Raw genomic sequence first — 23,314 nt, forward strand, 5'->3', positions numbered from 1 at the left:
ATACTATATGACAGTTACCTCCAAGCCCGCAAGCTATTCTTTTACCATCATGAATGAGCTTGTTTTTCCGAATGACACTAACCCTTTGCATAACCTGATGGGAGGGCGTTTACTTCATCTAATGGATATCGCTGCGGCGATCTCGGCTCAAAAGCATTCCAATCATATCGTAGTGACCGCTTCTGTAGATAACGTGTCTTTCAAACATCCGGTTAAGCTTGGGGATGTGATCACAATTCATGCGAAGGTTACCCGTGCTTTCAGTACGTCCATGGAGATCAGACTGGAGGTATTTTCAGAAAACATTCAGCCGAACAGCAGGATCAAGAGTAACGAGGCCTACTACACGTTCGTCGCGCTAGACGAGCATGGCAATCCTGTTCCTGTTCCTGAGCTTATTCCCGAAACAGATGAAGAAAAGCTATTGTATGAGACTGCGTTATCCCGGAGGGAGCTTCGTTTGATACTTGCAAATAAGATGAAACCGGAGAATGCCACACAGTTGAAGGCCCTGTTCTTCCCTGAAATGTAAAGGCTCGGCCTTTGCAACGTTTCAGTCAGGCTCAGGATATTGCACCGCTCTTCGGTAAAGGTTTCGCCTAGCCCTCGTTCGCCAATTCGAGGATACGGTCGAACTCTTCCTGCTTCATACCCATTACAGATAGTCGTCCCTGCTTAACAAGGCCGATGTTCTCCAGGCGCGGATCTTTTTTAATCTGCTCCAGGGTAACGGTGTTTTTTAATGTCTCTACCGGTGAAAGGTCTACTACCACCCAGTTGGGATCTTCGGTTGTTGGGTCCTGATAGAATTCCCTGACTACTTCAGCTATCCCAACCACTTCCTTCCCTTCGTTGCTATGGTAAAAAAGCACCAGATCGCCTTCTTTCATGGCTTTCAGGTTGTTACGTGCCTGATAGTTGCGTACGCCGTCCCAGAAGGTGCGGCCATCCTGATTGAATTTATCCCAGCTATATTTGAAAGGTTCGCTTTTTACTAACCAATAGTTCATGAATGTTGTGTGTTAAATGGCAAAACTAACAAATCTTGGAAGAACGGTAAACAAGTAAGGGGAAATGAAGGTAATAGAAAAGTAAAAGAAGTCAGCGACTCCTGAGGATTTTGACATATTTGCTATAGCTCTGAACATAGGTGCTCTATCTTCTCGTAAGTTCGGTTGACTTTTGTTTAATTCTAACCAAAATATAAAACGAATGGAAAGTTTACTCCAGCTTAACTCCAGAAGAAAATTCATTCATGATCTGGGTATTGCTTCTTTAAGTCTCTCGGGCCTCTCTCTTTTCTCGGGTTTTGCGAGTGATGATGAGGACTCCAGCATACAACGTATAAAGAAGGAGAAAGCATCAGGTAAGCTTGGCATCGCCCTGGTAGGCCTGGGCAGCTACGCCGGAGGCCAGCTTGCACCGGCTCTGTCAGAGACATCCCATTGTTTTCTGGCAGGAATTGTGACTGGAACGCCTGAAAAGGGAGAAAAATGGAAAAGACAATATGGAATTCCTGAATCAAACATTTACGATTATAAAAGCTTTGATCAGATTAAAAACAATCCGGATATCGACATCGTATATGTTGTTCTTCCGAATGCGATGCACGCCGAATATGTGATCAGAGCAGCGGAAGCCGGAAAGCATGTTATTTGCGAAAAGCCTATGGCCATCACCGTTGACGAATGTGATAAAATGATTGCGGCTTGTAAAAAAGCAGACCGTAAGCTGGGTGTAGGTTACCGTTTGCATTATGACCCTTATCATCTGGAAATGATGAGGCTTGGCCAGCAAAAGGCCCATGGCAATATAAGGAGCATGTCGGCAGGTTTCGCATTTAATGCACATAAGGGCATGTGGCGGCTTGATAAGGCTATGGCCGGTGGCGGCCCGCTAATGGACCTTGGAATCTATTGTGTGCAGGCCTTCTGTTATGTTACCGGTGAAACGCCAATCGCTGTGACGGCGAAGGAAGGACAAAAAACAGATCTGGAGAGGTTTGCTACTGTGGAGCAATCGCTAACCTGGCAATTTGAGATGCCGGGAGGAATTAAAGCGCAGGGATTTACCAGTTATGCAGATAGTCGCAACATGCTTCGGGTTGAGGCTGAACGGGGAGTTTATGAACTATCGCCTGCCTTCAATTATAATGGTATTCGCGGAAAAGGCCCCGACGGGAACTTCAGCTTTCCGGCCGTCAATCAACAGGCTCGTCAAATGGACGACTTTGCACTTTCACTGATTGAGAAACGTCCTGTTCGTCTTCCGGGAGAAATGGGAAGACGGGATGTCGCCTATCTGCAAGCTATCTACCAGGCAATGCGCAGCGGACAAAAAGTAAAATTAAGATGATAAAGAAACTTATGGTGCTTCTCTTTGCTGGAATTTCATTGGGAATGATGCAGCCTTCCCCTAAGCGGATTGGGCACATTGAGCGTCTGGACCCTGAACTGGATAAGGTTGTCATGCAAGACGCAAAAGCTGAAATAATTGCTGAAGGAATGGATTGGAGTGAAGGACCACTTTGGGTCGAACAGCACAACATGCTTCTGTGGTCGGACGTCCCCCGGGATACCGTTTGGAAATGGACCGAAGATCGAGGTAAAGAAGTATACCTGAATCCTTCCGGATATACCGGCAGTGTACCGAGAAAGGGCGAAATGGGTTCTAATGGACTGCTGTTGGATCCTGATGGCAACCTGGTACTTTGCATGTGCGGCGACAGGCGGATGGCGAGGATGGATGCCCCTTTAGACGCTCCAAAGTCAAAATTCATTACACTCGCTGGCAGTTACGACGGACGTAAATTTGATAGTCCGAACGACGCTGCGTATTCCCCTACAGGCGAGCTTTACTTTACAGATCCTCCATATGGCCTGGAGCGTCAGCAAAATGACCCTCTGAAAGAAATGACGGTTCAGGGAGTTTACAAAGTGAAGAAGAATGGCGAGGTCGTGCTGCTCATTGACTCACTTAGCCGGCCAAACGGTATTGCTTTCTTCCCCGGCGGAAAACAGTTGCTGGTGACTAATTCAGATGGGGCAAATCCGAACTGGTATATTTACGATGTGACTGAGGACGGCCTGACCAACGGCAAAATCTTTTATAGCGCGAAAGGACAGGGTAAAGGCCTGAAGGGCGCACCTGACGGGCTCAAGATCAATAAAGATGGGTATGTGTTTTCGAGCGCTCCGGGAGGAATCTGGATCTTTAACAGAACTGGTAAGCTAATAGGCAAACTGAGCGGGCTCTCAGCTCCGGCCTCCAACTGCACTTTCTCAGGTGACGAGAAGACCCTGTACATTACCAACGATATGAACATCCTCAGGCTGAAGCTTATGAATTGAATGGTTTAAAAATGTGAAAACATTTACAACATAGCATCAAAACGCGAACATAGTGACTCTGCTGATATTATTATCCTATCTTTCTGCAAGTTAAAGCAATATTTCCGGCATCATCTATGTATAACCCTATTTTAAATTTTTTGAGGAATTCCGGGGAATTTCCAGCACGGATCAGAAGAAGACATCGAATCTTCTGGACAGACCCGGAGGCAGAGAACGTCAGAAACTCCAAAATGGACGCGGGCTTACCGTTGGAACAGTGGATGGAGGGGCCTCATTGGCAAAGGAAACTAAGTAACAAGTACAATGCAAGGGAATTTGCCAAGCTCAACGGCTGTCGGGTGCCCGATCTGTATTGGAAAGGAAGGCACATTGACGACATCGACTTCGCATCTCTTCCTGATCAATACGTGATCAGACCTACGATCGGAAAATGTTCCAAAGGAGTATATGTGCTGGATAACGGCTTGAATTTATTCGATCAGAAAAGATATACACCGGAGATGATAAAACACAACCTCAAGCAGGATCTAACGAATCGACCTGATCTGGAATTTCTGTTTGAGGAGTTTGTCCGAACTGAAGACGGCGGATATGCCGTCCCAAATGATTTTAAATTTTTGTGTTTTAATGGAGAGGTAGCAGCGATAGTGGTAATAGATCGCGTTAGTCCGCAAGTTGGATATAGCCATTTCTATGATGAACATTGGAACAAATTGAAAAAGCTTCATTATCTGTACCCCGGTAAAAAGGAGCCTGATCAACCTGCATGTTTTCAGGAGATGCTGAAACAAGCGAAAACTCTCAGTAAGGTGTACGGAATATTTGTACGTATCGATTTCTTCGCGACAGACAAAGGGCCGGTTTTTGGAGAATTTACGCCCACCCCTGCCAAAGGGAAGAACTTTACTGCTGAAGGAAAAAAGCTTTTGCTTGAATACTGGGATAAATATTGTAACGGATTGATTTAAAGCTGGAAAGGTTTATTACCTTTAATGCATAAACCTGACTTTTTATATGGAAAATCTAACTCCAAAGGAATCTCCGAACCTCATTATTTTTGATGATTTGTGTTTTAGACAATTAGACGTGGCTCGTAAATGGGCGAAGTTTTTGTCAATAGTCGGATTTGTGTTTTTAACGGCTATGGCACTCTTTTCTGTGTTTATGCTTTCACAGTTCTTTTATGGTGGGATTCGCTTCCAGATTATGGCAATCTTTCCGATGATCTTACTTGGAGCTGTCTACTTTTTTCCGATCTATTTCCTCAGCAGGTTTTCATATTATTCGAAGCGTGCTTTAGATACTTTCAGCGGAGAGTCATTGGCTATCGCCTTGAGATATCTGAAACTCCACTACGCCTATATGGGAATCCTGTTGATAATCATATTGATTAGTTACCTGTTTGCCTTTATAATGATGTTTACTATGTCCGATGTAGTTTTCTTTGATTTTTTCAAAACCACTCCTGTATATTAAGATTATGCCCCCTAGCAACGTTGTCAAAGCCGTATTTTACTTTGGATACTCGATCCAATTTGCCCTTGCGGCACTAAAAATTATGTATCCCTCCATGAACTTTAGTATGGAGTTGATCGTACTCGTATTGATTACCGTCCTATCTTTCATGGTGATGGCACTAATGGAAATCTATAAATCCAAACATGTCACGCAGGTTGAAAAGATCATGTGGACCACGGCTTTTCTCTTCTTCCATTGGCTTGCAGGCATCATATACTTTTTCATGGGAAGAAAAAGGGTAACAAGGAGCCAAAGAACCAGCGAATCACTTTGAATAAGTCGGGGAAAGACGGGCTAATTATTTGTAATTAGTCTAAATAATTTATATTTGCCTTGAAACAACAAGTCAGGCAATATAATCATGTCGAAAAATCTTTCTTGCTCTCATTGGTATTCTTCTCATTTTGAAAGCTTCTATATAAACTTCTTTGTTTTCATTCTTACCGCTTTTTTATTCAACCCGCATCATGCTCTGGCACAAATTGCAGGTAGAAACGCAACAGTTTCAGGAACGGTGACAGATACAGAAGGTCAGCGTATGACCTATGTGACGGTTACGATTGACGGTAAGGCAAGTCAGCAAACAGACGCTCAGGGAAAATTCCTATTCAAGAATCTGACAAGGGGCTTGCATCAGATAACAGCGAGCTTCATCGGGTATAAGACTTATAGAGAAAATTTTGAGGTATCCGGCGATAGCGTTTTAAATGTGGAGATCCGTCTGGAGGCAAGCAATAAACTAAATGAGGTTATCATCACAGCGGGACGAAAGCCTGAAAGCATAAATGAAGTACCTTCCTCTGTCAGCATTCTGACAGTAAAAGATGTAAGAGAACAAATAAATGTGAACCCTTCAGTGGCTGCAGTTCTTGGTAATACCATTCCCGGATTGGCTACATCGACTAACAAAGCAACCAATTCAGGGCAAACATTGCGCGGAAGACAGGTACTTGTATTGATCGATGGAATTCCGCAGTCTACGCCCCTTATGAATGGAGCCAGAGATATTCGTACACTGGATCCTGCAGTGATAGAAAGGGTGGAAGTTATTAAAGGAGCTACTTCCATATACGGAAATGGATCGGGAGGTGGAATCATCAACTTTATTACGAAGAGTGCGCAGTCTGATAAGCGATTCGGCGGAACGACCAATATAGGGGCTAACGGAAACCTCGCACATACCGCCAATACCGTTGGTTATCGTTTATCTCAGATGTTCGCCGGTACTTTGGACAAGTTCTCTTACGTAGTGAGCGGAACATACAACTATACCGGTGTTTTAAAAGACGCCCGCGGAGAGGTCAATGCGCAGGCTGACGGTCTTGGAGAAAATTCCTTGTATAACACCTACGTCAAGTTAGGTTATAAGCCAAACAGCAAAAGTCAATTAACCGCCTCATACAATTTATTCAGAAGCGTTCAGCACAGTGATTACATCAATGTGCCCGGAAAATACAGGGAGCGTCCTTCGGTCGGTATTAAAGGCGACGATCCGGGAGAAGATGCCGGAACACCATATAATCACAATGCTTATCTGAACTACCGCCTTGATTCGCTACCCTTAAAAACCTCACTGGATGCTACAGCCTATTATAATGAGTTCATCTCGATGAACCGTTATGTGGAGAATAGCACCAGCTGGTATGGGCCGGGCCAGACTAAGATTCAGTCCTTTAAAAAGGGGTTCAGGCTCACGCTGAACACGCCGGTGAGCATTTCGAATAGCATAAACGGAGAAGTCACTTATGGTATCGACCTGTTAAACGACCGCACCAATCAGGTGTTAACAGATGGTAGAGTATATATTCCGGATATGAACATGGTCAATCTCGCGCCCTATGCGCAGGTAAAGATGGACCTTTCGGACTATGTTGTGGTTAAGGCCGGAATTCGATATGAAAATGCGAATGTCAAAGTTAAAGACTTCAACACTATCGCATCTGGCCCCAATGGTGAAGGCAGCATCGCCGTTACAGGTGGTGAGATTCCGTACAGCTCAACTACTTTTAACGCAGGCGTCCGCTATAATCGCTACGATCTTTTTAATCCTTTCATTAGTTTCTCCCAGGGCTTTGCGATCAACGAACTGGGAAGAATTCTCAGACGCGCCACACAGAGCACTTTGGAAGCGATCGAAACCGATCCGATCATTACAAATAATTATGAGGCCGGTTTCAGCAGCAGCCTGGGCTTCCTGAACATCACCGCGGCGTATTATATCAGCACGTCAAAACTTGGCGCTAACCTGGTCGATATTGGGGGCTATTTAACGCCTCAAAGAGAACCGGAACGTATCCATGGATATGAAATTACGGCCGACGCTTTTGTACATCCCGAATGGACCGTTGGGGGCAGCTATTCCTTTGTGGAAGGTAAAGCTGAGCAAGAAGACGGAACAAAGGTTTATATGAATGGTATCCGTATAGCTCCACCAAAAGCAACCGGTTATGTTTCTTATCGCCCCTCTAACCTGCTTGATGTGAAACTATTTTGGGTTCATACAGGCAAAAGAGACAGATTCGAACCGAGGAGTAACGGAACTTATGCGAACAGCGAGGGTGTTGTTGAGCCGGTTAATTTGATAAACCTTTCAGCGAATTATCGTTTTACCCCTAAGATATCGGTAGGGCTTGGTATTGAAAATCTGTTAAACACCTCTTACTATCCTGTTGTAAGCCAATACAGGGCAATCGATGCAGAATATGTGCGTGGAAATGGAGCGAAGGCGAATATCAACCTTGCTTATAGCTTCTAAGCCCCATGATCAGGAAGGCCTTCTTTGAAATACACAAATGGCTGGGGCTATTGTCGGGCATGGTGGTTCTAATTGTCAGCCTATCAGGCTGCGTATACGTTTTCACCGACGAGCTAAAGGACATCTTCCATAGAGACAGACTTTACATAGAGGTTCCTGAAAATCGGCACCGGCAGCCCTTTAGCCTTTTATTGGACAATGCACGTAATGCCCTTGGCTCTGACTATGAAATTACAAGATCTGAGATTTTCCCAGGTGTGGACCGGTCCTGGATATTCCGTGCGTCCCAGACGAATAATAAGGCTGTTGGTCACTGGAACTACTACTCCTATTACTTTCGTGTATACGTAAACCCGTACACCGGTAAGGTTATTCACATCGAGGATTCTAAAAATGACTTCTTTCAGCTTGTGCTAAGCACCCACATGAACCTCCTTCTCGGGCCGCATATCGGAAAACCTCTGGTGGGGTATTCGACCTTAATCTTTTTTGTACTCCTTGTCAGCGGCCTGGTTCTCTGGTGGCCAAGAAAGTGGAAAGTGCGAACAGTTAGAAAGGGGTTAACCTTTAAAAAGAACGCAAAGGTTAAGCGTTTTAACTATGACCTGCATAATGTATTGGGATTCTATAGTTTATTACCTGCTCTTATTATAGCCGTAACAGGACTTGTTTATTCGTTTGACTGGGTTGATGAATCTATCCAATATATGGCTGATGGCGGCAAAAAAGCAGATAAGCAGGTAATACCGGAATCCACTCCCGCTGAAGTCTACAATGCGGGAATATTGGACCGGACCATGACAAAATTACTAGCAGACCATAGAGACGCAGACCAATTTTCTCTCAGGTTCAGGGACGATAAACTGGCGCCGCTTGATGTTCAGATAAGGCTGAAGAAAAGCCGCACGCACCTGTTCGCCTGGTATTATTTTGACCGGAATAACGGAGACTTATTATTGAAGTATGGGCATAATGAATTGAGTGGTGGCGCAAAACTTCGCAGCATGAATTATGATCTCCATGTAGGATCCATCGGTGGAATGAGCACGAAGATCCTTGCTTTTGTGGTTTCACTGATTTGTGCATCTCTACCCGTCACGGGTTTTTTCGTTTGGTATTTCAAAAGAAGAAAGTCAGTTAAGAGATTGGCTTAAAACGGTAGTTTGAGTTTAGAAACTCGCTATATCAGCGGATGCACCGACTGTTATAAAGAGAATATCCAATAAGCGGTTATGTTTTTTTTTAGTAGGTTTGGTTATAGTTAGAGCCATGTTCAGTAAAAGGGCATGAGCAACAAACATTGGGTATAAACGCAAACATGTTAACAGTAGAAAAAATAGGTGGCACTTCCATGAGTGCCCTTCAGGATGTCATCAATAATATCATTTTATTTGAGCGTACGGGAGATCAGCTTTACAACAGGATCTTTGTCGTTTCCGCATTTTCGGGGGTAACGAACTTGTTATTGGAAAACAAGAAAACCGGGGAACCGGGAGTTTACCATAAAATTGTTAATCTTCAGGATTTTCATAAGCCCATTAAGAACCTGATTGTTAAGTTAAAAGCGATAAATAAGCAATATGAGCCGCTGGGCTTAGACCTCGCAACAGCAGATCAGTTCATCGAAAAGCATGTTTTGGAAGCGCAGACGATGCTGGACAATCTGGCAAATATTCTTGCTTCCGGCTATGTGAGCAAAACAGGGATACTCCAGGCGGCGCGAGAAATTCTGGCGTCTATTGGTGAGAGCCACTCGGCATTCAACTTTACCAATATCCTGCAAAACATGGGCATTAACACTACACTCGTTGACTTGAGCGGGTTTAATGATCCAAAAGCTTACACCATCGACCAACGTATAAAACGGGCGTTTAAGAATATTGATTTCGAAAAGACGATCTGTATAGTAACCGGGTATACCAAAGGTAAAGAGGGTATCATGCGCGAGTTTGACCGTGGATACTCGGAAGTTACGTTTAGCAAAATTGCGGTTCTGCTGAAGCCCCAAGAGGCTATTATCCACAAGGAGTATCACCTTTCAACTGCAGATCCGGCACTTGTAGGGCTGGACAATTGCATGCCGGTTGGATATACCAATTATGATATCGCTGATCAGCTGGCGGACGTGGGCATGGAAGCCATACACCCGAAGGCCACTAAACCTCTGGAGATCAATGGAATCAACCTTCGTTTGAAAAACACGTTCGACCCTTCGCATCCGGGAACACTCATCACCAGAGAGTATATCAGTGAGCAGAAGCGCGTGGAGGTGATTACGGGTACAGATAAGCTGCTGATCATTGATGTTTATGATCCGCTCATGGTCGGCAATGTAGGTAGCGACCTGCAGATCATGCAAATATTCTATGATAACAATGTCAGCTATACCTTCAAAGCGACCAGTGCCAACTGTATTTCACTGGTTATCTGGGAACGCGATTTTGATAAAAAGCTCATCAGCGATCTGGAAGCAAAGTTTGAAAAGATCACCGTGGAGAAGGCTGCTATGGTTTGTTTGCTCGGTTCGAATATGGACGAGCCGGGATTGTTAGCAAAGAGTGCTTATGCACTTACCAAAAAGGGAATCAATATCATGAGTGCTGGCTTTTCTCTGAGGAAAGTAAACATTCAGTTCCTTGTCGAAAGGGAGCATTTTGAGCCGGCTATCATTTCGCTGAACGAAGTGCTTTACAGTTAGTTAGGCCAAACAGATATTTTCTGGTTTTACTGCAACAAATAGATATTTTCCGTACTTTATACGTTAGAAGCGGGACCGTGCGTCCCGCTCTGACCAATTATGAAGTACCTCTGGATAGTATCTTTGCTGGCTTCTTTGTGGCCCTCTGGACGCCTTGTTGCAGAGCCCGGAGATGAACAATATGTCTTTCAGTATCTGGATAACAGTAGCGGACTTTCAAACAGTGCGATAAACTCCATATTTCAGGATAGCGAAAACCTTCTGTGGGTGGGCACCTGGGACGGACTGAATATGTTCGACGGAACGGAGTTTAAAGTGTTCAATTACACCAACCAGGACTCGGGAAGTATCGGAAATAACGTCATTCAGGAGGTAACCGAGGGATACGCAGGCGATATATGGGTCAACACTATTGGAGGTATATCCCGCATTGAAAAGAACAGTGGCGCGATTCACCAGTATTTTTACGGCACGAAACTGAAACGCCGAATAACGGAAAGAGAGTATGAACTTGCTGCTGACAAGCGGGGACAGGTTTACGTTTACAGTCGCGATGGTGGCCTGAAGAAGTTTGACAGCGAGAGCAATTCTTTTACCCATGTCTGGGGGTTCCCGAAAAGCAGACTTATCAAAAAACTGAAGCTGGATGAAGATGGATCGCTATGGGTACTTGAGGGGAACGGCAATTTACTGCTTACTGAGCCACACGCCGGAGGTTTAAAGATCAGGCGCGTCATCAGACACTCCCTGGGCATCAGCAACTTTTTCTTTGCAAATGGAGCCGTTATACTCGAATCAGGAGGAGATCTGTTTGGGAGCTTCGGAAAGTCGGCATTTAAAAGAATTCCCGGCAACTTTACCGGGGTTAGGGCTGTATCACCATTTCGGGGAGGCTATATCATTCTGAGAGAAGGTGCGGGAGCAGAAGTCTATGATCTGAAATTCAGAAAGAACAGCAGAATGGCCGGGGTGATAAAAAAGTTCTCCGGCCTGCGAATTACATCGCTTGCTTCTTCAGCGGATGGCATTCTCTGGCTAGGGACAGATGGCAACGGCCTGATAAAGCTTCACCCGAAGATCAACACCTTCGGCCTGGTAAAGGGGAGCTTATACGATATCAGCAAACCCATCAGGGCGTTCACGGAAGTGGGCGGTAAGCTCTGGGTTGGAACGAAGGGAAAGGGCATTCTCGAATTAGGTGATGTACGAACCAATGATCTGAATCTAAACGACCGCAGATTCATATCTATCTCACAGGATCCTGCTGACAACTCCGTGTTTGTGCTGAAGAAAGGAATTCAAGCTCTGGTATATATCGGCACTGATGGAGAAGGTGTTCAAGTGTATGATTCGAAAAAGGGGCAGATTATACGCTGGAAAGACATCCGGGGCGCCTCGCCCCTGCCCCGTTTCCGTTCTGTTTACGCTGTTCTTCAGGACCGTGACAGTTCGTTATGGCTGGGTACGAGCGGAAGTGGTTTGATCCATCTTCGGATTGCCAAGGACGCAGAAGGCGGGCTCTACGTAGAAAAGTTCCGCCAATACCTGTCCGATAAAACGGAGGGGCTTGCCAATGATATCATTTATTCGCTGGCAACTACAGACGACCGGTATTTATGGATCGGTTGCCGATATGGCGGTTTAAGTGTACTGGATAAGAAGACAGGACAGTTTAAAACATTCAATGCATTCACTTACCCGAACAGCCTGTCCAATAACGATGTACTTTCCTTGTATCGCGATCGCTCGAAAGGACTATGGATAGGAACGAGTTTTGGACTGAATTACCTCCCTTATCCGGAATCGCTGAAGAAACAACCAGCGTTTACCAGGTTTACAATGGAGAACGGTCTTCCTAACAATACCATACATGCCATTGAGCAGTCTGCCGCCGGAGAGATCTGGCTGAGCACGAATAAAGGTTTAGCCAGACATCGACCCGGATCAGGCATTATAATCACTTATAATGAAAAAGATGGATTGCAAAGCAACGAATTCAGTGATGGGGCGGTATGGAAGGCTGATGACGGCAGGCTCTTTTTCGGCGGCATTTATGGATTTAACTACTTCCTTCCTTCGGCACTCAAAGGCAATTCAGATGTTCCCAATCTACTGGTATCGCATGTACAGATTGGCGGTAAAAATGCGAATGAAAACAGAATTCAGGTGTTAAAAGCGAAGTCTGCTGACTTCTACACATACGAGACCGAACGGGAGATGAACTTTTTCAGGTTAACGCTGAAACCACTCCGCTTCAACGACCCGGTTAAGCATGGATTTACCTACAAGCTGGAAGGGAATGATAAAAGCTGGAGTTACTCGGACGCGAACGGAAGCATCGTTTACAATAATGTCCCTCCCGGAAAATACAGTCTGCTGGTACGCTGGGCGAGTGACGACGGAGTTTGGACCGCACCCATCAAAGTAATGGAAGTCAGGGTTAAACCTTATTTCTGGCTGAGCTATCCTGCACTTATGCTCTATGTTCTGGTACTTGCTTCTGCAGGCTATGCATTTCATCGCTACAGGAAAAATAAGATCGAGATGCGGTATAAGCTGGAGATGGAAAACCGTCTTCGCTTGAAAGATGAGAGCATTCATCAGCAAAGGCTTAACTTTTTCACCAATATCGCTCATGAGATACAAACGCCGTTAACGCTGATTATGGGATCCATAGAGCATTATATCAGGACGAGTGAATCTGCTATAAGGAAAAACAAGGAAGGCTATTTTCTATCTCTTGTTCACCAGCACTCCATAAGGCTTACTTACCTTATTCAGCAACTGCTCGAGTTCAGAAAGGCAGAGGCTGGCTATCTGAAGGTAAACGAAGTTTACATCGACATCAGTAAAATGCTGAATAGCCTCTCGGCGTTGTTTATACCGGAGAGCGAAAAAAGCGCAAAACCCTATGTCCGCAATATAGAGGATGGGATGGCCGGCTTTGTGGATAAAGACAAGCTGGAAAAGATTCTTTTTAATCTCCTGTCTAATGCTTTCAAACATTCGGGGTCGGGAGATCAGGTTTACTTTGATGCGAGTTATGATGCGCAAGTGCAAAAGCTGCGGATCACGGTAAGCAACACAGGTTGTACATTGAACCCCGGCGAGATTAAAACCTTGTTTCAAAGGTTCTACGCCAAACCGACTACGAGCGACAAGCCAAGTACCGGAATCGGCCTTTCTTTTGCTGCGGAGCTGGCCAGTCTGTTGGGTTCGGAAATCGGGGTCGATCTGCAGGATGGGCGAATTGGCTTTTCTCTTTCTTTACCTGTAGGCTCCACTTCAAACATCAAAATGGAGAACGAAGTGGCTACATCTGAACCTTCCTTTTTACATCAGTCACTGATACAGTATCAGGAGCAACCACCCTTGACCAACAGCGAAGAAGAGAACAAAAATAGTGTAATCGATGCTCTACATCAGAAGTCGTCTCATAGTATTCTTATTGTGGAAGACGATATAGAGCTTCGCTATCTCATCCGTCAGGTTTTGCAGGAACAGTATATCGTCTATGAAGCAAGTAATGGAAATGAGGCCCTTCAGCTTTTGCAAAGAAGTTACCCCAGCTTGATTATATCTGATGTTATGATGCCTGGGATGGATGGCATGGACTTATGCAGGGAGATTAAAAACACGCCTGCTACTGCGCAGATTCCATTTATCATGCTCTCGGCCAAGGGAACTGAGGAAAACAAAAATGAAGGCTATGAAGTGGGTGCGGACGCGTATATACCGAAACCCTTTCATATTACCTACCTGCTTTTAAGGGTTCGCAAGCTGCTGGAGTACTATACCCGGATGCAGCATCTGGTGAAAGATCAAAACATCAGCAGTCAGTTCATGTATGCGGATATTGAGGATGCAGACAAGATTTTCCTGGAGTCGATTCTGGAAGTAATTGAGAAACATCTGGATGACCCCGAGCTGAACGCGACGACTATTGAAAAGGCCATGTTCATCAGCAAAATGCAGCTGTACAGAAAGCTGAAAGCTTTAGCAGGAATGACGCCGGCGGAGTTTATCAAGCGGATCAGGTTAAAGCATGCCGCCGATATGCTATTAACTTCCCAATTCACCGTTTCGGAGATCATCTATAGAACAGGTTTTAACAGCAAGTCCTATTTCTTCAGGGAGTTTAAAAAGATATATCAGTTAGCTCCTAACGAATACCGCGCCAAGCAGTATGAAACTACATAAAGTATGGTTTATATATCGGTTGTGCACTAAAATGATATCATAGTGAACTGTTTTAAGAGGGAACACTGATACATTTGATACAACCAATTATTACCTATATGAAACGATACAAATACCTGTTTTATGGTTTTATAACATGTTTCCTGCTATATTCTTTCACGCTATCAGCACAGATCCGGATTACCGGTAAAGTTACTGATGACAGCGGCCTCCCCCTCCCCGGCGTAGTGGTGCAGCAGGCGAATACACAAAATCGCGTACCGACGGATATCGACGGAAACTATTCGATAGTACTAAATGGGAGTGCGGCATCAACGCTTGTATTTTCATCGGTAGGTTTCAACCCAATAACCGTTTCGTATGCGGGGAATGCGACGATAAATGTGCAGCTCAAAACGAGCACATCCAATTTGGATGAGGTGGTTGTTGTTGGCTATACCAGTCAGCGAAAGGGTTCCATTACAGGCGCTGTGAGTACCGTCAATATGGGTGACGTGGAGACGCGAAGAGTACCCAACGTTTCTCAGGTGCTCCAGGGGCAGGTTGCGGGTGTGCAGGTTACGCAGGGAACCGGTGCTCCGGGTGACCCTATAGATGTGCGCATTCGTGGGGTAGGCACGATTGGTGATAACAGTCCGCTTTATGTTGTAGACGGCAACCCGACGAAGGACATCGCCTTCTTGAATCCTGCTGACATCAGAACGATGACAGTCTTGAAAGATGCTGCATCAGCCGCGATCTACGGATCGCGGGCAGCAAATGGAGTGGTGGTGATTACTACCGCTCAGGGTGCTATTGGCAAATCATCTGTAGAACTCAACTATTTTAATGGTGTACAGCAGGTCAGGAATTTGCCTACCATGATGAATACGTCTCAGTATCTGAACACGCTGGAGCAGGCATGGAACAATGCCGGTTATGCCAATAACCCTTATACCGCTGCTAAACAACGGACTGATCTGGCCGATACGGACTGGCTGGGGGAGCTGTTTGAGACGGGCATGTCTCAGAATGCACAGCTCACTGCAAGCGGCGGCAGTGAAAAGGTACAATATTTACTTTCGGGTGGGTATTACGCTCAAAATGGGATAGTGGTCTTTGACAATGATAAATATCAGCGCCTCAGCTTCCGTGCGAATGTGAATGCTAACCTGACGGATCGCCTTAAAGTCGGGACAAATCTGCAGCTCTCCCACTCTACGCAGGACTGGCTTTCCTCCAGCGGAGATGCCCCGGGAATTATCCGGCATGCGCTTCTGAGGCCGCCGGTGATACCGGTGTACAAGGATCCCTCCGATCCTACATATAAGGCAACCGATCCTTTTACAGATCTGCCATTTTACTTTCTTAACGATGAGAACCGCGGGGCATGGGACGAAAATTTTGAGAAGACATCTAACCCGATAGCCTTGGCGTATTATGCCAACGATAAGCGGATTAATTACAAAACCTTTGGCAATTTCTATGGTGAATACGCTTTCCTGAAAGACAACTCACTAAAGTTGCGTACCAATGTAGGCATCGATTTAAACTTCCTGCATAATAAAGCCTTCCGGCAGAACTTCGGCGATGATGACAACGGAGGTTCGGCGATTGACCAGGGCAAGGGTCTTGGCAGACAAAACCGCCCGAACTCACTGAACGAAGAACGTGCTCAGGAGCTGAACGTTACCTGGACGAACACGCTGAATTATATCAAATCTCTCGACAAGCATGCAATCAACGCACTTGTTGGAACGGAGTTTATCAAGAATGATGCTGCCGGACTCTCTGCCTCGCGTGCGCGCTTCGATTATACATCAGGAACTTTTCAATATATCGACTTTGGCAATACGAGTACTGACCTGTGGAATGGCGGTAACGGGAGTGAATATGCGCTGTTCTCGCTGTTTGGTTCAGCTACCTATGTATACAACTCCAAATATATGCTGACAGCCAATCTTCGTGCGGATGCGTCGTCCCGCTTCGGTGAAAACAATCAATGGGGTTACTTCCCCTCTGTTTCGGCGGGTTGGACCGTTTCGGAAGAGGCTTTCATGAAAGATATCAGCTGGCTATCTGAACTGAAGCTGCGTGCCAGTACAGGCAAGCTTGGAAACCAGCAAATCCCCAACTATGCTTATCTGACCTTGCTTAGAAAAGATGGAGACCGTTATGTATTGGACCGCTATGGGAATCCGGATCTGAAATGGGAAACCACCACGCAGAATAACATCGGTCTGGATATTGGCTTTGCCAAGAACAGCCTGTATTTTACACTGGACTATTTTACCAAAAACACGAGTGGTATCTTATTGCCTATTCAGCTTCCGGGCTTTGTCGGCAATGTGAATCCAACCTATGTCAATGCTGCTGAAGTGAGCAATAAGGGCCTGGAAGTTGGGATTAACTATAGAAATTCGATAGGCGACTTCAAATACAGCATTAACGGGAACTTTGCGACGCTGGAAAACGAAGTAAAGGCACTGCACCCTAATTATCCCAACATCAGCGACACGTATACACGCACCGCAGTAGGTCGACCTTTGGGAGCGTTTTACGGATATGAAATGGAAGGCATTTATCAGAATACAGCCGAGATCACAGCACATCTGTTCGGAACAAACAGTCCCTCAGAAAAACCAGGCGACGTTAAGTTCCGCGATTTGGACGGAAACGGAATTCTGGATGACGGTGACAGAAACTTCATTGGCAATGCTATTCCGAAGATCAACTATGGTATCAACTTTTCGGGAAGCTTCAAAGGCTTCGACATCTCGTTCCTTTTGCAGGGAGTAGAGGATGTGGATAAGTATAATGACGGTAAGAAGATCCTGGATTATGACACCCGTCCCTTCAATTATACCACCGCTGCATTGAACAGCTGGAACGGCGAAGGTACGAGCAATACGGTTCCAAGGGTCAGTTTTACAGACAATGGAAGCAGCAGAATCTCCAGCATATTTGTAGAAGACGCCTCCTACTTCCGGATTAAAAATGTGGAGATAGGCTATTCCTTAGGTAACTTCCTGAAAGGTAAAAAGATTGAAATTCAGAACGTCCGCCTGTACGTTTCGGGACAAAATCTATATACCAGTACCAAATATACGGGGCTGGATCCGGAAACAATCAGCAGCGTCGATATGGGAACCTATCCGCAATCACGCGCCTTCCTGTTTGGCTTGAATGTTAACTTTTAAATTAACCGAGATGAAACTACTATATAAATCCCTTTTTCTCAGTGCATTGTTTTTCATGCTGAGTTGCGAGAAAGAACTATACAAGGATCCGATAGGTCTGATTACTCCTGACCAAATCAGTTCAGCACCAACGGTAGGTACCATTACCTCTTCCGTTGATGGCTCTTACCAAATGCTTTCTAATACGCTTAACCTGATAGGAGAATGGGCCTGGAACCAGGGAACAGTTATTCGTCCGGATTTTGTACTGAAAGACATGGCTTCTGATGACGCTCAGAAGAAGTGGAATCCGGACGGCGACCAACCCTGGATGGACGAAATCGCCGGCTTTCGCTTCACATCAAACAACGGTGCTTTTAATGGGATCTGGAGCTTTGACTATGAAGGTATCGCAAGAGCCAATCAGGCGATTAGCTATCTGACCAATACAGAGGTAATGGCTACTTTGAATATGGAGGAGACACTGAAGAACCGTAGTCTGGCTGAAGCTTATTTTCTAAGAGCTTTCTATTATTTCGATCTGGTGAATAATTTCGGAGACATCCCTGTTATCCTGAAGCCACTTGAAAGCTTCAATGAGGCTTACGAGGTGGCAAAGAAGGTTCCGGCCGCTCAGGTATGGGAGCAGATCAATGCTGATCTGGCAGCAGCTAAACCGCTCCTGACCAATAGCAAGTATGCCAGCGAGACAGAGAAATGGAGGGTATCAAAGGGAGCTGTAATTGCTTTACAGGCTAAGTCGGCGTTGTATAACCAGAAATGGGCGGATGTGATCAGCCTGGTGGCGGAGCTTCAGGGGATGGGCTTTTACAATTTGAACCCGAACTACTTCGATAATTTCAGCGTAGCAAAGGAATTTGCTGAAAGTGAAGTAATCTTCGCTTATGACCATCAGACGGGCCGGCTTCCCCGAAATGGCAATGGCTTATGTGCTTTGTTGGACTGGGGTTTTGTTGCCCCCACTCCAAGCTTCCTTGCAGCCTTTGAACCCAATGATCCGCGTCTTTTGTATACTGTGGATGTTCCGGCGAAAAACGTCAATAAGCTTTTGGGCTCAACGGATGGAACCAATAAGGGCAATGATGATGCTCCAACCAATAAAATCTATATCCGTTTGGCTGATGTACTGCTTTGGAAAGCGGAAGCATATCTGGAAACCAATGCGTTTGCAGAGTCCATAGCTATAATCAATTCTATACGCCAGAGAGCAAGAACCAGTCCCACCATAGACGGAACTCCTGTACCTGCCGGGACACTTGCTGACCGGAACCCTGCATCTGCCAATAAAGAAGAAATAAAGAACTGGCTCATCCAGGAACGACGCGTTGAGCTTGGGTTTGAAAACCAGCGATTTAACGATTTGAAGAGGTGGAACCTGGCAAAAATGGTCCTGACAGCGGCTGGTAAAAATTTCCAGGATAGAAACGTTCTCTATCCTATACCTCAGGGCGAAGTGGATAAATCAGGGGGAACCATTACACAAAATCAGGGATATTAAGTTCCAAACAGTACAAACGCATATTTTTATGACTGATATAGCCAAGCGATTTAGAGAGAACCCACTTCTCTCTCCGGGGGACTTGCGGCCCAGCAGAAGCGGGCTGGAGATTACCTGCCTGCTGAATCCAGGAGTGTTCAGCTTCGAAGGTAAAACCTGGATTCTTGTACGAGTGGCGGAAAGACCAGCACAAGAGGAAGGCATGATCACTTTCCCTGTATTGAATGGAGACGGCATCGACGTGATTGGCATCGCTTCTGACGATCCGGATCTGAATAAGGACGATCCCCGAGTTATCCGCTATAAAGGCACCGATTATCTGACAACCCTGTCTCATCTGAGACTCCTTTGCAGCGATGATGGAGTGGAGTTCTATGAACCGGAAGGTTTCAAATTACTGACCGGCGTGGGAAGACATCAGGCATTCGGCATAGAAGACTGCCGGGTTACCTACATGGATGACCGGTATTTCCTGACCTTTACGGCTGTTTCGGAAAACGGAGTGGCGGTAGGACTGCGAATAACGAGCGACTGGAAGGTGTTCAGGGACGAAGGTCTCATTCTCCCTCCTCATAATAAAGACTGTGCGATTTTTGAAGAGAAAATCAACGGAAAGTATTATGCTTTACACCGGCCCAGCAGCGTTGACCTTGGAGGTAATTATATCTGGCTGGCCGAATCACCTGATGGCATTCATTGGGGAAAACATCAATGCCTGGTGCGGACGAGGCCTGGCAAGTGGGATGGCGCCCGAGTAGGTGCAGGAGCCTCTCCCATCCGCACCGAAATGGGCTGGCTGGAAATTTATCATGGCGCAGATGCAGAACATCGATACTGTCTGGGAGCCTTCCTGATGGATTTAGAAGATCCCTCAGTGGTTCTCGCGCGCACAGACGAGCCCATTATGGTGCCCACAGAACCGTATGAGGTCAGCGGGTTCTTCGGACATGTAGTATTTACGAACGGACATCTTGTCCGGGGAGATGAACTGATCATCTATTACGGGGCAGCAGATGAGCATGTTTGTGGCGCTACCTTTTCAATTGGGGGAATTTTGGCCTTTTTAACCTACGACCATGCTGAATAAACTGAAACAGGAAATAGGGCACTTTAGGAGCCAGTCGCACAACTTCAAAATATTAACACTCACCAACCTGATATACAGCATCGTCCTTCCTGTTATTGACATTTTTGTGGCGGCCTACGTGATGCGAAACTCGAACGATCCTACTAAGGTGGTGGTTTATCAGCTCACCATTTATACGGGGATTCCGATCACGTTTCTGATCAACGGGTGGCTGTTGAACCGGTTCCCCATCAAATTCCTGTTCTCACTGGGCATGGTACTCAGCGGGGTATCTATGGCAATTATGATGTCTCTAAACACGTTGGATATTACAGGTGTTGCAGTTGCGGGGATAGTGATGGGTATGTCGTTTGGATTCTATTGGGCTAACAGGGATTTTCTGGCGTTGTCGACAACGGACAATAACAATCGAAACTACTATTATGGCCTGGAAACTTTCTTTTATACCATTATAGCCGTCTTAATCCCGGTTGGCATAGGTTGGTTCATTGAGCTATCGGCAAGGGATGGAAACGCTAAGCTGGCATACCGGATTGTAACGGGAATTGTATTTATAATCACCATTTTGGCGTCTGTAATGTGCTTCAGGGGAAAGTTCATAAACCCGGTAAACAAAAAGTTTTTTTATTTAAAATTCGATCCTCTCTGGAACAGGCTGCTTGTTTTGGCGAGTTTAAAGGGTTTGGTGCAGGGGTTTCTGGTGACTGCCCCGGCCATGCTGATTATGTTGCTTCTGGGACAAGAAGGAGCTTTAGGCACAGCTCAGTCGATCGGCGCAATTTTCGCCGCCATTCTGATGTATATCATCGGGAGGAAGACATCGCCTTCCCAACGGATCTACGTCTTTGGAACCGGACTTTTATTATTCACTATTGCGGCGCTGATTAATGGTATCCTCTACAATGCTACCGGAGTCGTCTTGTTTATGCTCTTTTTGTTACTTGCCAAACCGCTTCTCGATCTTGCCTACTTCCCTATTCAGTTCCGGGTAATAGACTTGCTCTCGAAAAAAGAAAAAAGAAGCGAGTTTGCGTACATTCTGAATCATGAAGCGGGTCTCTACCTCGGTCGGCTTACCGGCGCAGGCACCTTTCTGCTGCTGGCTTATTATTTTTCAAACGAAGTTGCACTTCGCTATGCGATCATCATAGTGGCTGTATTACAGCTAAGCTCCTTTTGGGTGGCTAAACGGATCATCAGACAAGGAGATGAAATGGAGAAAAGCCTGCACTATCAAGTTATACATCATGAATAAAAAAAAACTACTTTCTAGCTGTTTTTATCTGCTCATCGTTTTATGTAGTTATGGGCAGGTACAGCAAAAACCCATCTCCAGGGTGGACGAGATGCCTAACCTACCGAAACCGTTGATGATTATCGATTGGAAAGATATGGCATTACGGTTTGACAAGCTGGTATATGACTTCGATGCTCAGGAAAAATATTGGCCGATGGTTTGGATTGACAGTACCGGACGGAATTTTGATCAGCCTACACTGGGTATGTACACGGCAATTGGTGATGTAAGACAGGGCTTGAGCAACCATGAGGGCATGTTTCACGAAGCTATGGCGAATATGGGCTCCGTGCTCGGTGCGAGCTTGATGGGAATCGACAAAAGTAATCAGGCCAACAGGAACTATGTAGGCATGCTGAAAAACTATTTCAATAAAGAAACAGGGTGGAATATTATGATGAACAATACTGCTCCGGAAGTTGCATTACTGGGTGGGGGTTATGGCCGCGACTGGTGGTACGATGTTTACCCGAATCTTCTTTTCTACGCCATATATGACCAGTATCCTTCAGAACCCGACTTCGAGGAAATAGCACGAAGCATTGCCGAGAAATTTTACTCTGCCGATTCGATTCTCAACGGAAATTATGATTACTCGTATTTCGATTATGGGCGCATGAAACCTATGAGGAACAATATATGCGCACAGCCGGATGCTGCTGCAGGACACGCATGGGTTTTATACTCGGCATATAAAAAGTTTGGCGATAAGCGGTACTTGAAGGGCGCCATAAGTGCAACCCGGGCGCTCCAAAGTAATCAGATCAATCCTACCTATGAGCTGCTGATGCCATTTGGTGCCTATATGGCTGCAGTATTGAATGCCGAGCAGGACACAAGTTTTGATTTAGAAAAGATGCTTGACTGGACATTTGACGGAACTGCCATATGCAGAGAAGGATGGGGAGTACTTGTAGGAAACTGGAATGGTTATGACATTTCGGGAACAGTAGGCAGTACCGTCGATCATGGAGGCTATGGTTTCCTGATGAATACCTTCGACGCGGCCTGGCCCCTCCTTCCCCTGGTGAGATATGAGCCCGCCTATGCAAATGCTATCGGCAAATGGATGTTGAACGCTGTGAATGCTTCACGGTTGTTCTATCCTCAGCATATTCCGAGAGAGCATCAGACCTTACCTGACTCGTCTGATGTGACGAAAGGTGTGATCGCTTACGAAGGGATCGCTATGGCTTCGACATTCGACACGCTTTACAAAGACCTCAAGGCTCCTGTAGCACAGGGGGACGGCCCAAAATGGGTACCGGGAAAAAACCCAGCGGTATCACAGTTCAGTGTATATGGAAGCGCCCATGTCGGTTTATTCGGAGCTACAGTTGAGCGAACAAATGTGGAAGGTATCCTGAAGCTTGATCTTCTGGCGACAGATTTTTTCCGGCAGAATGCGTATCCCACCTATTTGTGCTATAACCCCTATCCTACGAAGAAAACCATTCGCTTCGAGCTAAAAGAGACTGGCTTGATCTATGATCTGGTATCACAGAAGACCCTTTCGTCGCAGTCAAAGAAGACACACGCAGTAGATATTCCTGCAAATCAATCAGTGGTTTTAGTTTGTCTTCCATCCGTTGCCAAACCTGTCTACAGAAACAATAAGATGCTTATAAACAATGTGATAGTAGATTTCAAAAAACGGAAAAATTAATCGGGTTGTAACTGTCTTTTTCGATTGAAACAAGTAACTTTATAGGAAACCTATAAAAAACTA

16 protein-coding genes are annotated in these 23,314 nt (G+C 45.6%); 15 read left to right on the forward strand and 1 reads right to left on the reverse strand.

The window, feature by feature from the left end:
• Window positions 1-7 precede the first annotated feature (7 nt).
• The gene (locus tag ACKI5J_RS05635) at window positions 8-532 is read left to right on the forward strand and encodes an acyl-CoA thioesterase (protein ID WP_407427378.1); all 525 of its coding nucleotides are present in this window, start codon (window positions 8-10) and stop codon (window positions 530-532) included.
• A gap of 67 nt (window positions 533-599) precedes the next feature.
• On the opposite strand, the gene ACKI5J_RS05640 is transcribed toward ACKI5J_RS05635, so the two are convergent.
• A complete protein-coding gene (locus tag ACKI5J_RS05640) occupies window positions 600-1,010 on the reverse strand; it encodes an EVE domain-containing protein (RefSeq protein ID WP_407427380.1) in 411 nt (136 codons plus the stop codon).
• Between the two features lie 202 nt (window positions 1,011-1,212).
• Between ACKI5J_RS05640 and ACKI5J_RS05645 the strand changes: the two genes are divergently transcribed.
• From ACKI5J_RS05645 to ACKI5J_RS05710, 14 genes are all read left to right on the forward strand, one after another.
• Complete coding sequence (locus ACKI5J_RS05645) at window positions 1,213-2,355, forward strand: Gfo/Idh/MocA family protein (protein WP_407427382.1); 1,143 nt, start codon at window positions 1,213-1,215, stop codon at window positions 2,353-2,355.
• Window positions 2,352-3,350, forward strand: a complete 999-nt coding sequence (locus tag ACKI5J_RS05650; protein ID WP_407427384.1) for an SMP-30/gluconolactonase/LRE family protein — start codon at window positions 2,352-2,354, stop codon at window positions 3,348-3,350. The genes ACKI5J_RS05645 and ACKI5J_RS05650 overlap by 4 nt, the downstream gene beginning before the upstream one ends.
• Before the next feature lie 116 nt (window positions 3,351-3,466).
• Entirely contained in the window at window positions 3,467-4,321 is an 855-nt protein-coding gene (locus ACKI5J_RS05655; RefSeq protein ID WP_407427386.1) for an ATP-grasp fold amidoligase family protein, read from the forward strand.
• 46 nt (window positions 4,322-4,367) lie between these two features.
• Entirely contained in the window at window positions 4,368-4,829 is a 462-nt protein-coding gene (locus ACKI5J_RS05660; RefSeq protein ID WP_407427388.1) for a hypothetical protein, read from the forward strand.
• Window positions 4,830-4,833: 4 nt separating this feature from the next.
• Window positions 4,834-5,145 (forward strand): PLDc N-terminal domain-containing protein, encoded by a 312-nt coding sequence (locus ACKI5J_RS05665; protein WP_407427390.1) that lies wholly within the window; start codon window positions 4,834-4,836, stop codon window positions 5,143-5,145.
• A gap of 87 nt (window positions 5,146-5,232) precedes the next feature.
• Window positions 5,233-7,626: a TonB-dependent receptor gene (locus ACKI5J_RS05670; RefSeq protein ID WP_407427392.1), complete on the forward strand. Its 2,394-nt coding sequence runs from the start codon at window positions 5,233-5,235 to the stop codon at window positions 7,624-7,626.
• A 5-nt stretch (window positions 7,627-7,631) separates the two neighbouring features.
• Window positions 7,632-8,780, forward strand: a complete 1,149-nt coding sequence (locus ACKI5J_RS05675) for a PepSY-associated TM helix domain-containing protein (RefSeq protein ID WP_407427394.1) — start codon at window positions 7,632-7,634, stop codon at window positions 8,778-8,780.
• Between the two features lie 164 nt (window positions 8,781-8,944).
• A complete protein-coding gene (locus ACKI5J_RS05680) occupies window positions 8,945-10,324 on the forward strand; it encodes an aspartate kinase (protein WP_407427396.1) in 1,380 nt (459 codons plus the stop codon).
• Between the two features lie 99 nt (window positions 10,325-10,423).
• Window positions 10,424-14,524 carry a response regulator gene (locus ACKI5J_RS05685; protein ID WP_407427398.1) on the forward strand — a complete coding sequence of 1,367 codons (4,101 nt, stop codon included), beginning with the start codon at window positions 10,424-10,426 and terminating at the stop codon, window positions 14,522-14,524.
• A gap of 98 nt (window positions 14,525-14,622) precedes the next feature.
• A complete protein-coding gene (locus tag ACKI5J_RS05690; protein ID WP_407427400.1) occupies window positions 14,623-17,703 on the forward strand; it encodes a SusC/RagA family TonB-linked outer membrane protein in 3,081 nt (1,026 codons plus the stop codon).
• A 10-nt stretch (window positions 17,704-17,713) separates the two neighbouring features.
• Window positions 17,714-19,201 (forward strand): RagB/SusD family nutrient uptake outer membrane protein, encoded by a 1,488-nt coding sequence (locus ACKI5J_RS05695; protein ID WP_407427402.1) that lies wholly within the window; start codon window positions 17,714-17,716, stop codon window positions 19,199-19,201.
• Window positions 19,202-19,229: 28 nt separating this feature from the next.
• Window positions 19,230-20,288 (forward strand): glycoside hydrolase family 130 protein, encoded by a 1,059-nt coding sequence (locus tag ACKI5J_RS05700; RefSeq protein WP_407427404.1) that lies wholly within the window; start codon window positions 19,230-19,232, stop codon window positions 20,286-20,288.
• Window positions 20,278-21,543, forward strand: a complete 1,266-nt coding sequence (locus tag ACKI5J_RS05705; protein ID WP_407427406.1) for an MFS transporter — start codon at window positions 20,278-20,280, stop codon at window positions 21,541-21,543. The genes ACKI5J_RS05700 and ACKI5J_RS05705 overlap by 11 nt, the downstream gene beginning before the upstream one ends.
• Window positions 21,536-23,251, forward strand: a complete 1,716-nt coding sequence (locus ACKI5J_RS05710; RefSeq protein ID WP_407427408.1) for a hypothetical protein — start codon at window positions 21,536-21,538, stop codon at window positions 23,249-23,251. Before ACKI5J_RS05705 ends, ACKI5J_RS05710 begins: the two co-directional genes overlap by 8 nt.
• Window positions 23,252-23,314 lie beyond the last annotated feature (63 nt).

It is taken from the genome of Arcticibacter sp., from assembly GCF_045629565.1.
In the GTDB taxonomy this organism is placed as follows: domain Bacteria; phylum Bacteroidota; class Bacteroidia; order Sphingobacteriales; family Sphingobacteriaceae; genus Arcticibacter.

Bases quoted from the DNA above. Each gene is read 5' to 3' on its own strand.
- ACKI5J_RS05705 (WP_407427406.1), top strand. From the start codon at position 20,278: ATGCTGAATAAACTGAAACAGGAAATAGGGCACTTTAGGAGCCAGTCG.
- ACKI5J_RS05660 (WP_407427388.1), top strand. From the start codon at position 4,368: ATGGAAAATCTAACTCCAAAGGAATCTCCGAACCTCATTATTTTTGAT.
- ACKI5J_RS05655 (WP_407427386.1), top strand. From the start codon at position 3,467: ATGTATAACCCTATTTTAAATTTTTTGAGGAATTCCGGGGAATTTCCA.
- ACKI5J_RS05695 (WP_407427402.1), top strand. From the start codon at position 17,714: ATGAAACTACTATATAAATCCCTTTTTCTCAGTGCATTGTTTTTCATG.
- ACKI5J_RS05640 (WP_407427380.1), bottom strand. From the start codon at position 1,010: ATGAACTATTGGTTAGTAAAAAGCGAACCTTTCAAATATAGCTGGGAT.
- ACKI5J_RS05690 (WP_407427400.1), top strand. From the start codon at position 14,623: ATGAAACGATACAAATACCTGTTTTATGGTTTTATAACATGTTTCCTG.
- ACKI5J_RS05670 (WP_407427392.1), top strand. From the start codon at position 5,233: ATGTCGAAAAATCTTTCTTGCTCTCATTGGTATTCTTCTCATTTTGAA.
- ACKI5J_RS05680 (WP_407427396.1), top strand. From the start codon at position 8,945: ATGTTAACAGTAGAAAAAATAGGTGGCACTTCCATGAGTGCCCTTCAG.
- ACKI5J_RS05650 (WP_407427384.1), top strand. From the start codon at position 2,352: ATGATAAAGAAACTTATGGTGCTTCTCTTTGCTGGAATTTCATTGGGA.
- ACKI5J_RS05635 (WP_407427378.1), top strand. From the start codon at position 8: ATGACAGTTACCTCCAAGCCCGCAAGCTATTCTTTTACCATCATGAAT.
- ACKI5J_RS05675 (WP_407427394.1), top strand. From the start codon at position 7,632: ATGATCAGGAAGGCCTTCTTTGAAATACACAAATGGCTGGGGCTATTG.
- ACKI5J_RS05645 (WP_407427382.1), top strand. From the start codon at position 1,213: ATGGAAAGTTTACTCCAGCTTAACTCCAGAAGAAAATTCATTCATGAT.
- ACKI5J_RS05665 (WP_407427390.1), top strand. From the start codon at position 4,834: ATGCCCCCTAGCAACGTTGTCAAAGCCGTATTTTACTTTGGATACTCG.
- ACKI5J_RS05710 (WP_407427408.1), top strand. From the start codon at position 21,536: ATGAATAAAAAAAAACTACTTTCTAGCTGTTTTTATCTGCTCATCGTT.
- ACKI5J_RS05685 (WP_407427398.1), top strand. From the start codon at position 10,424: ATGAAGTACCTCTGGATAGTATCTTTGCTGGCTTCTTTGTGGCCCTCT.
- ACKI5J_RS05700 (WP_407427404.1), top strand. From the start codon at position 19,230: ATGACTGATATAGCCAAGCGATTTAGAGAGAACCCACTTCTCTCTCCG.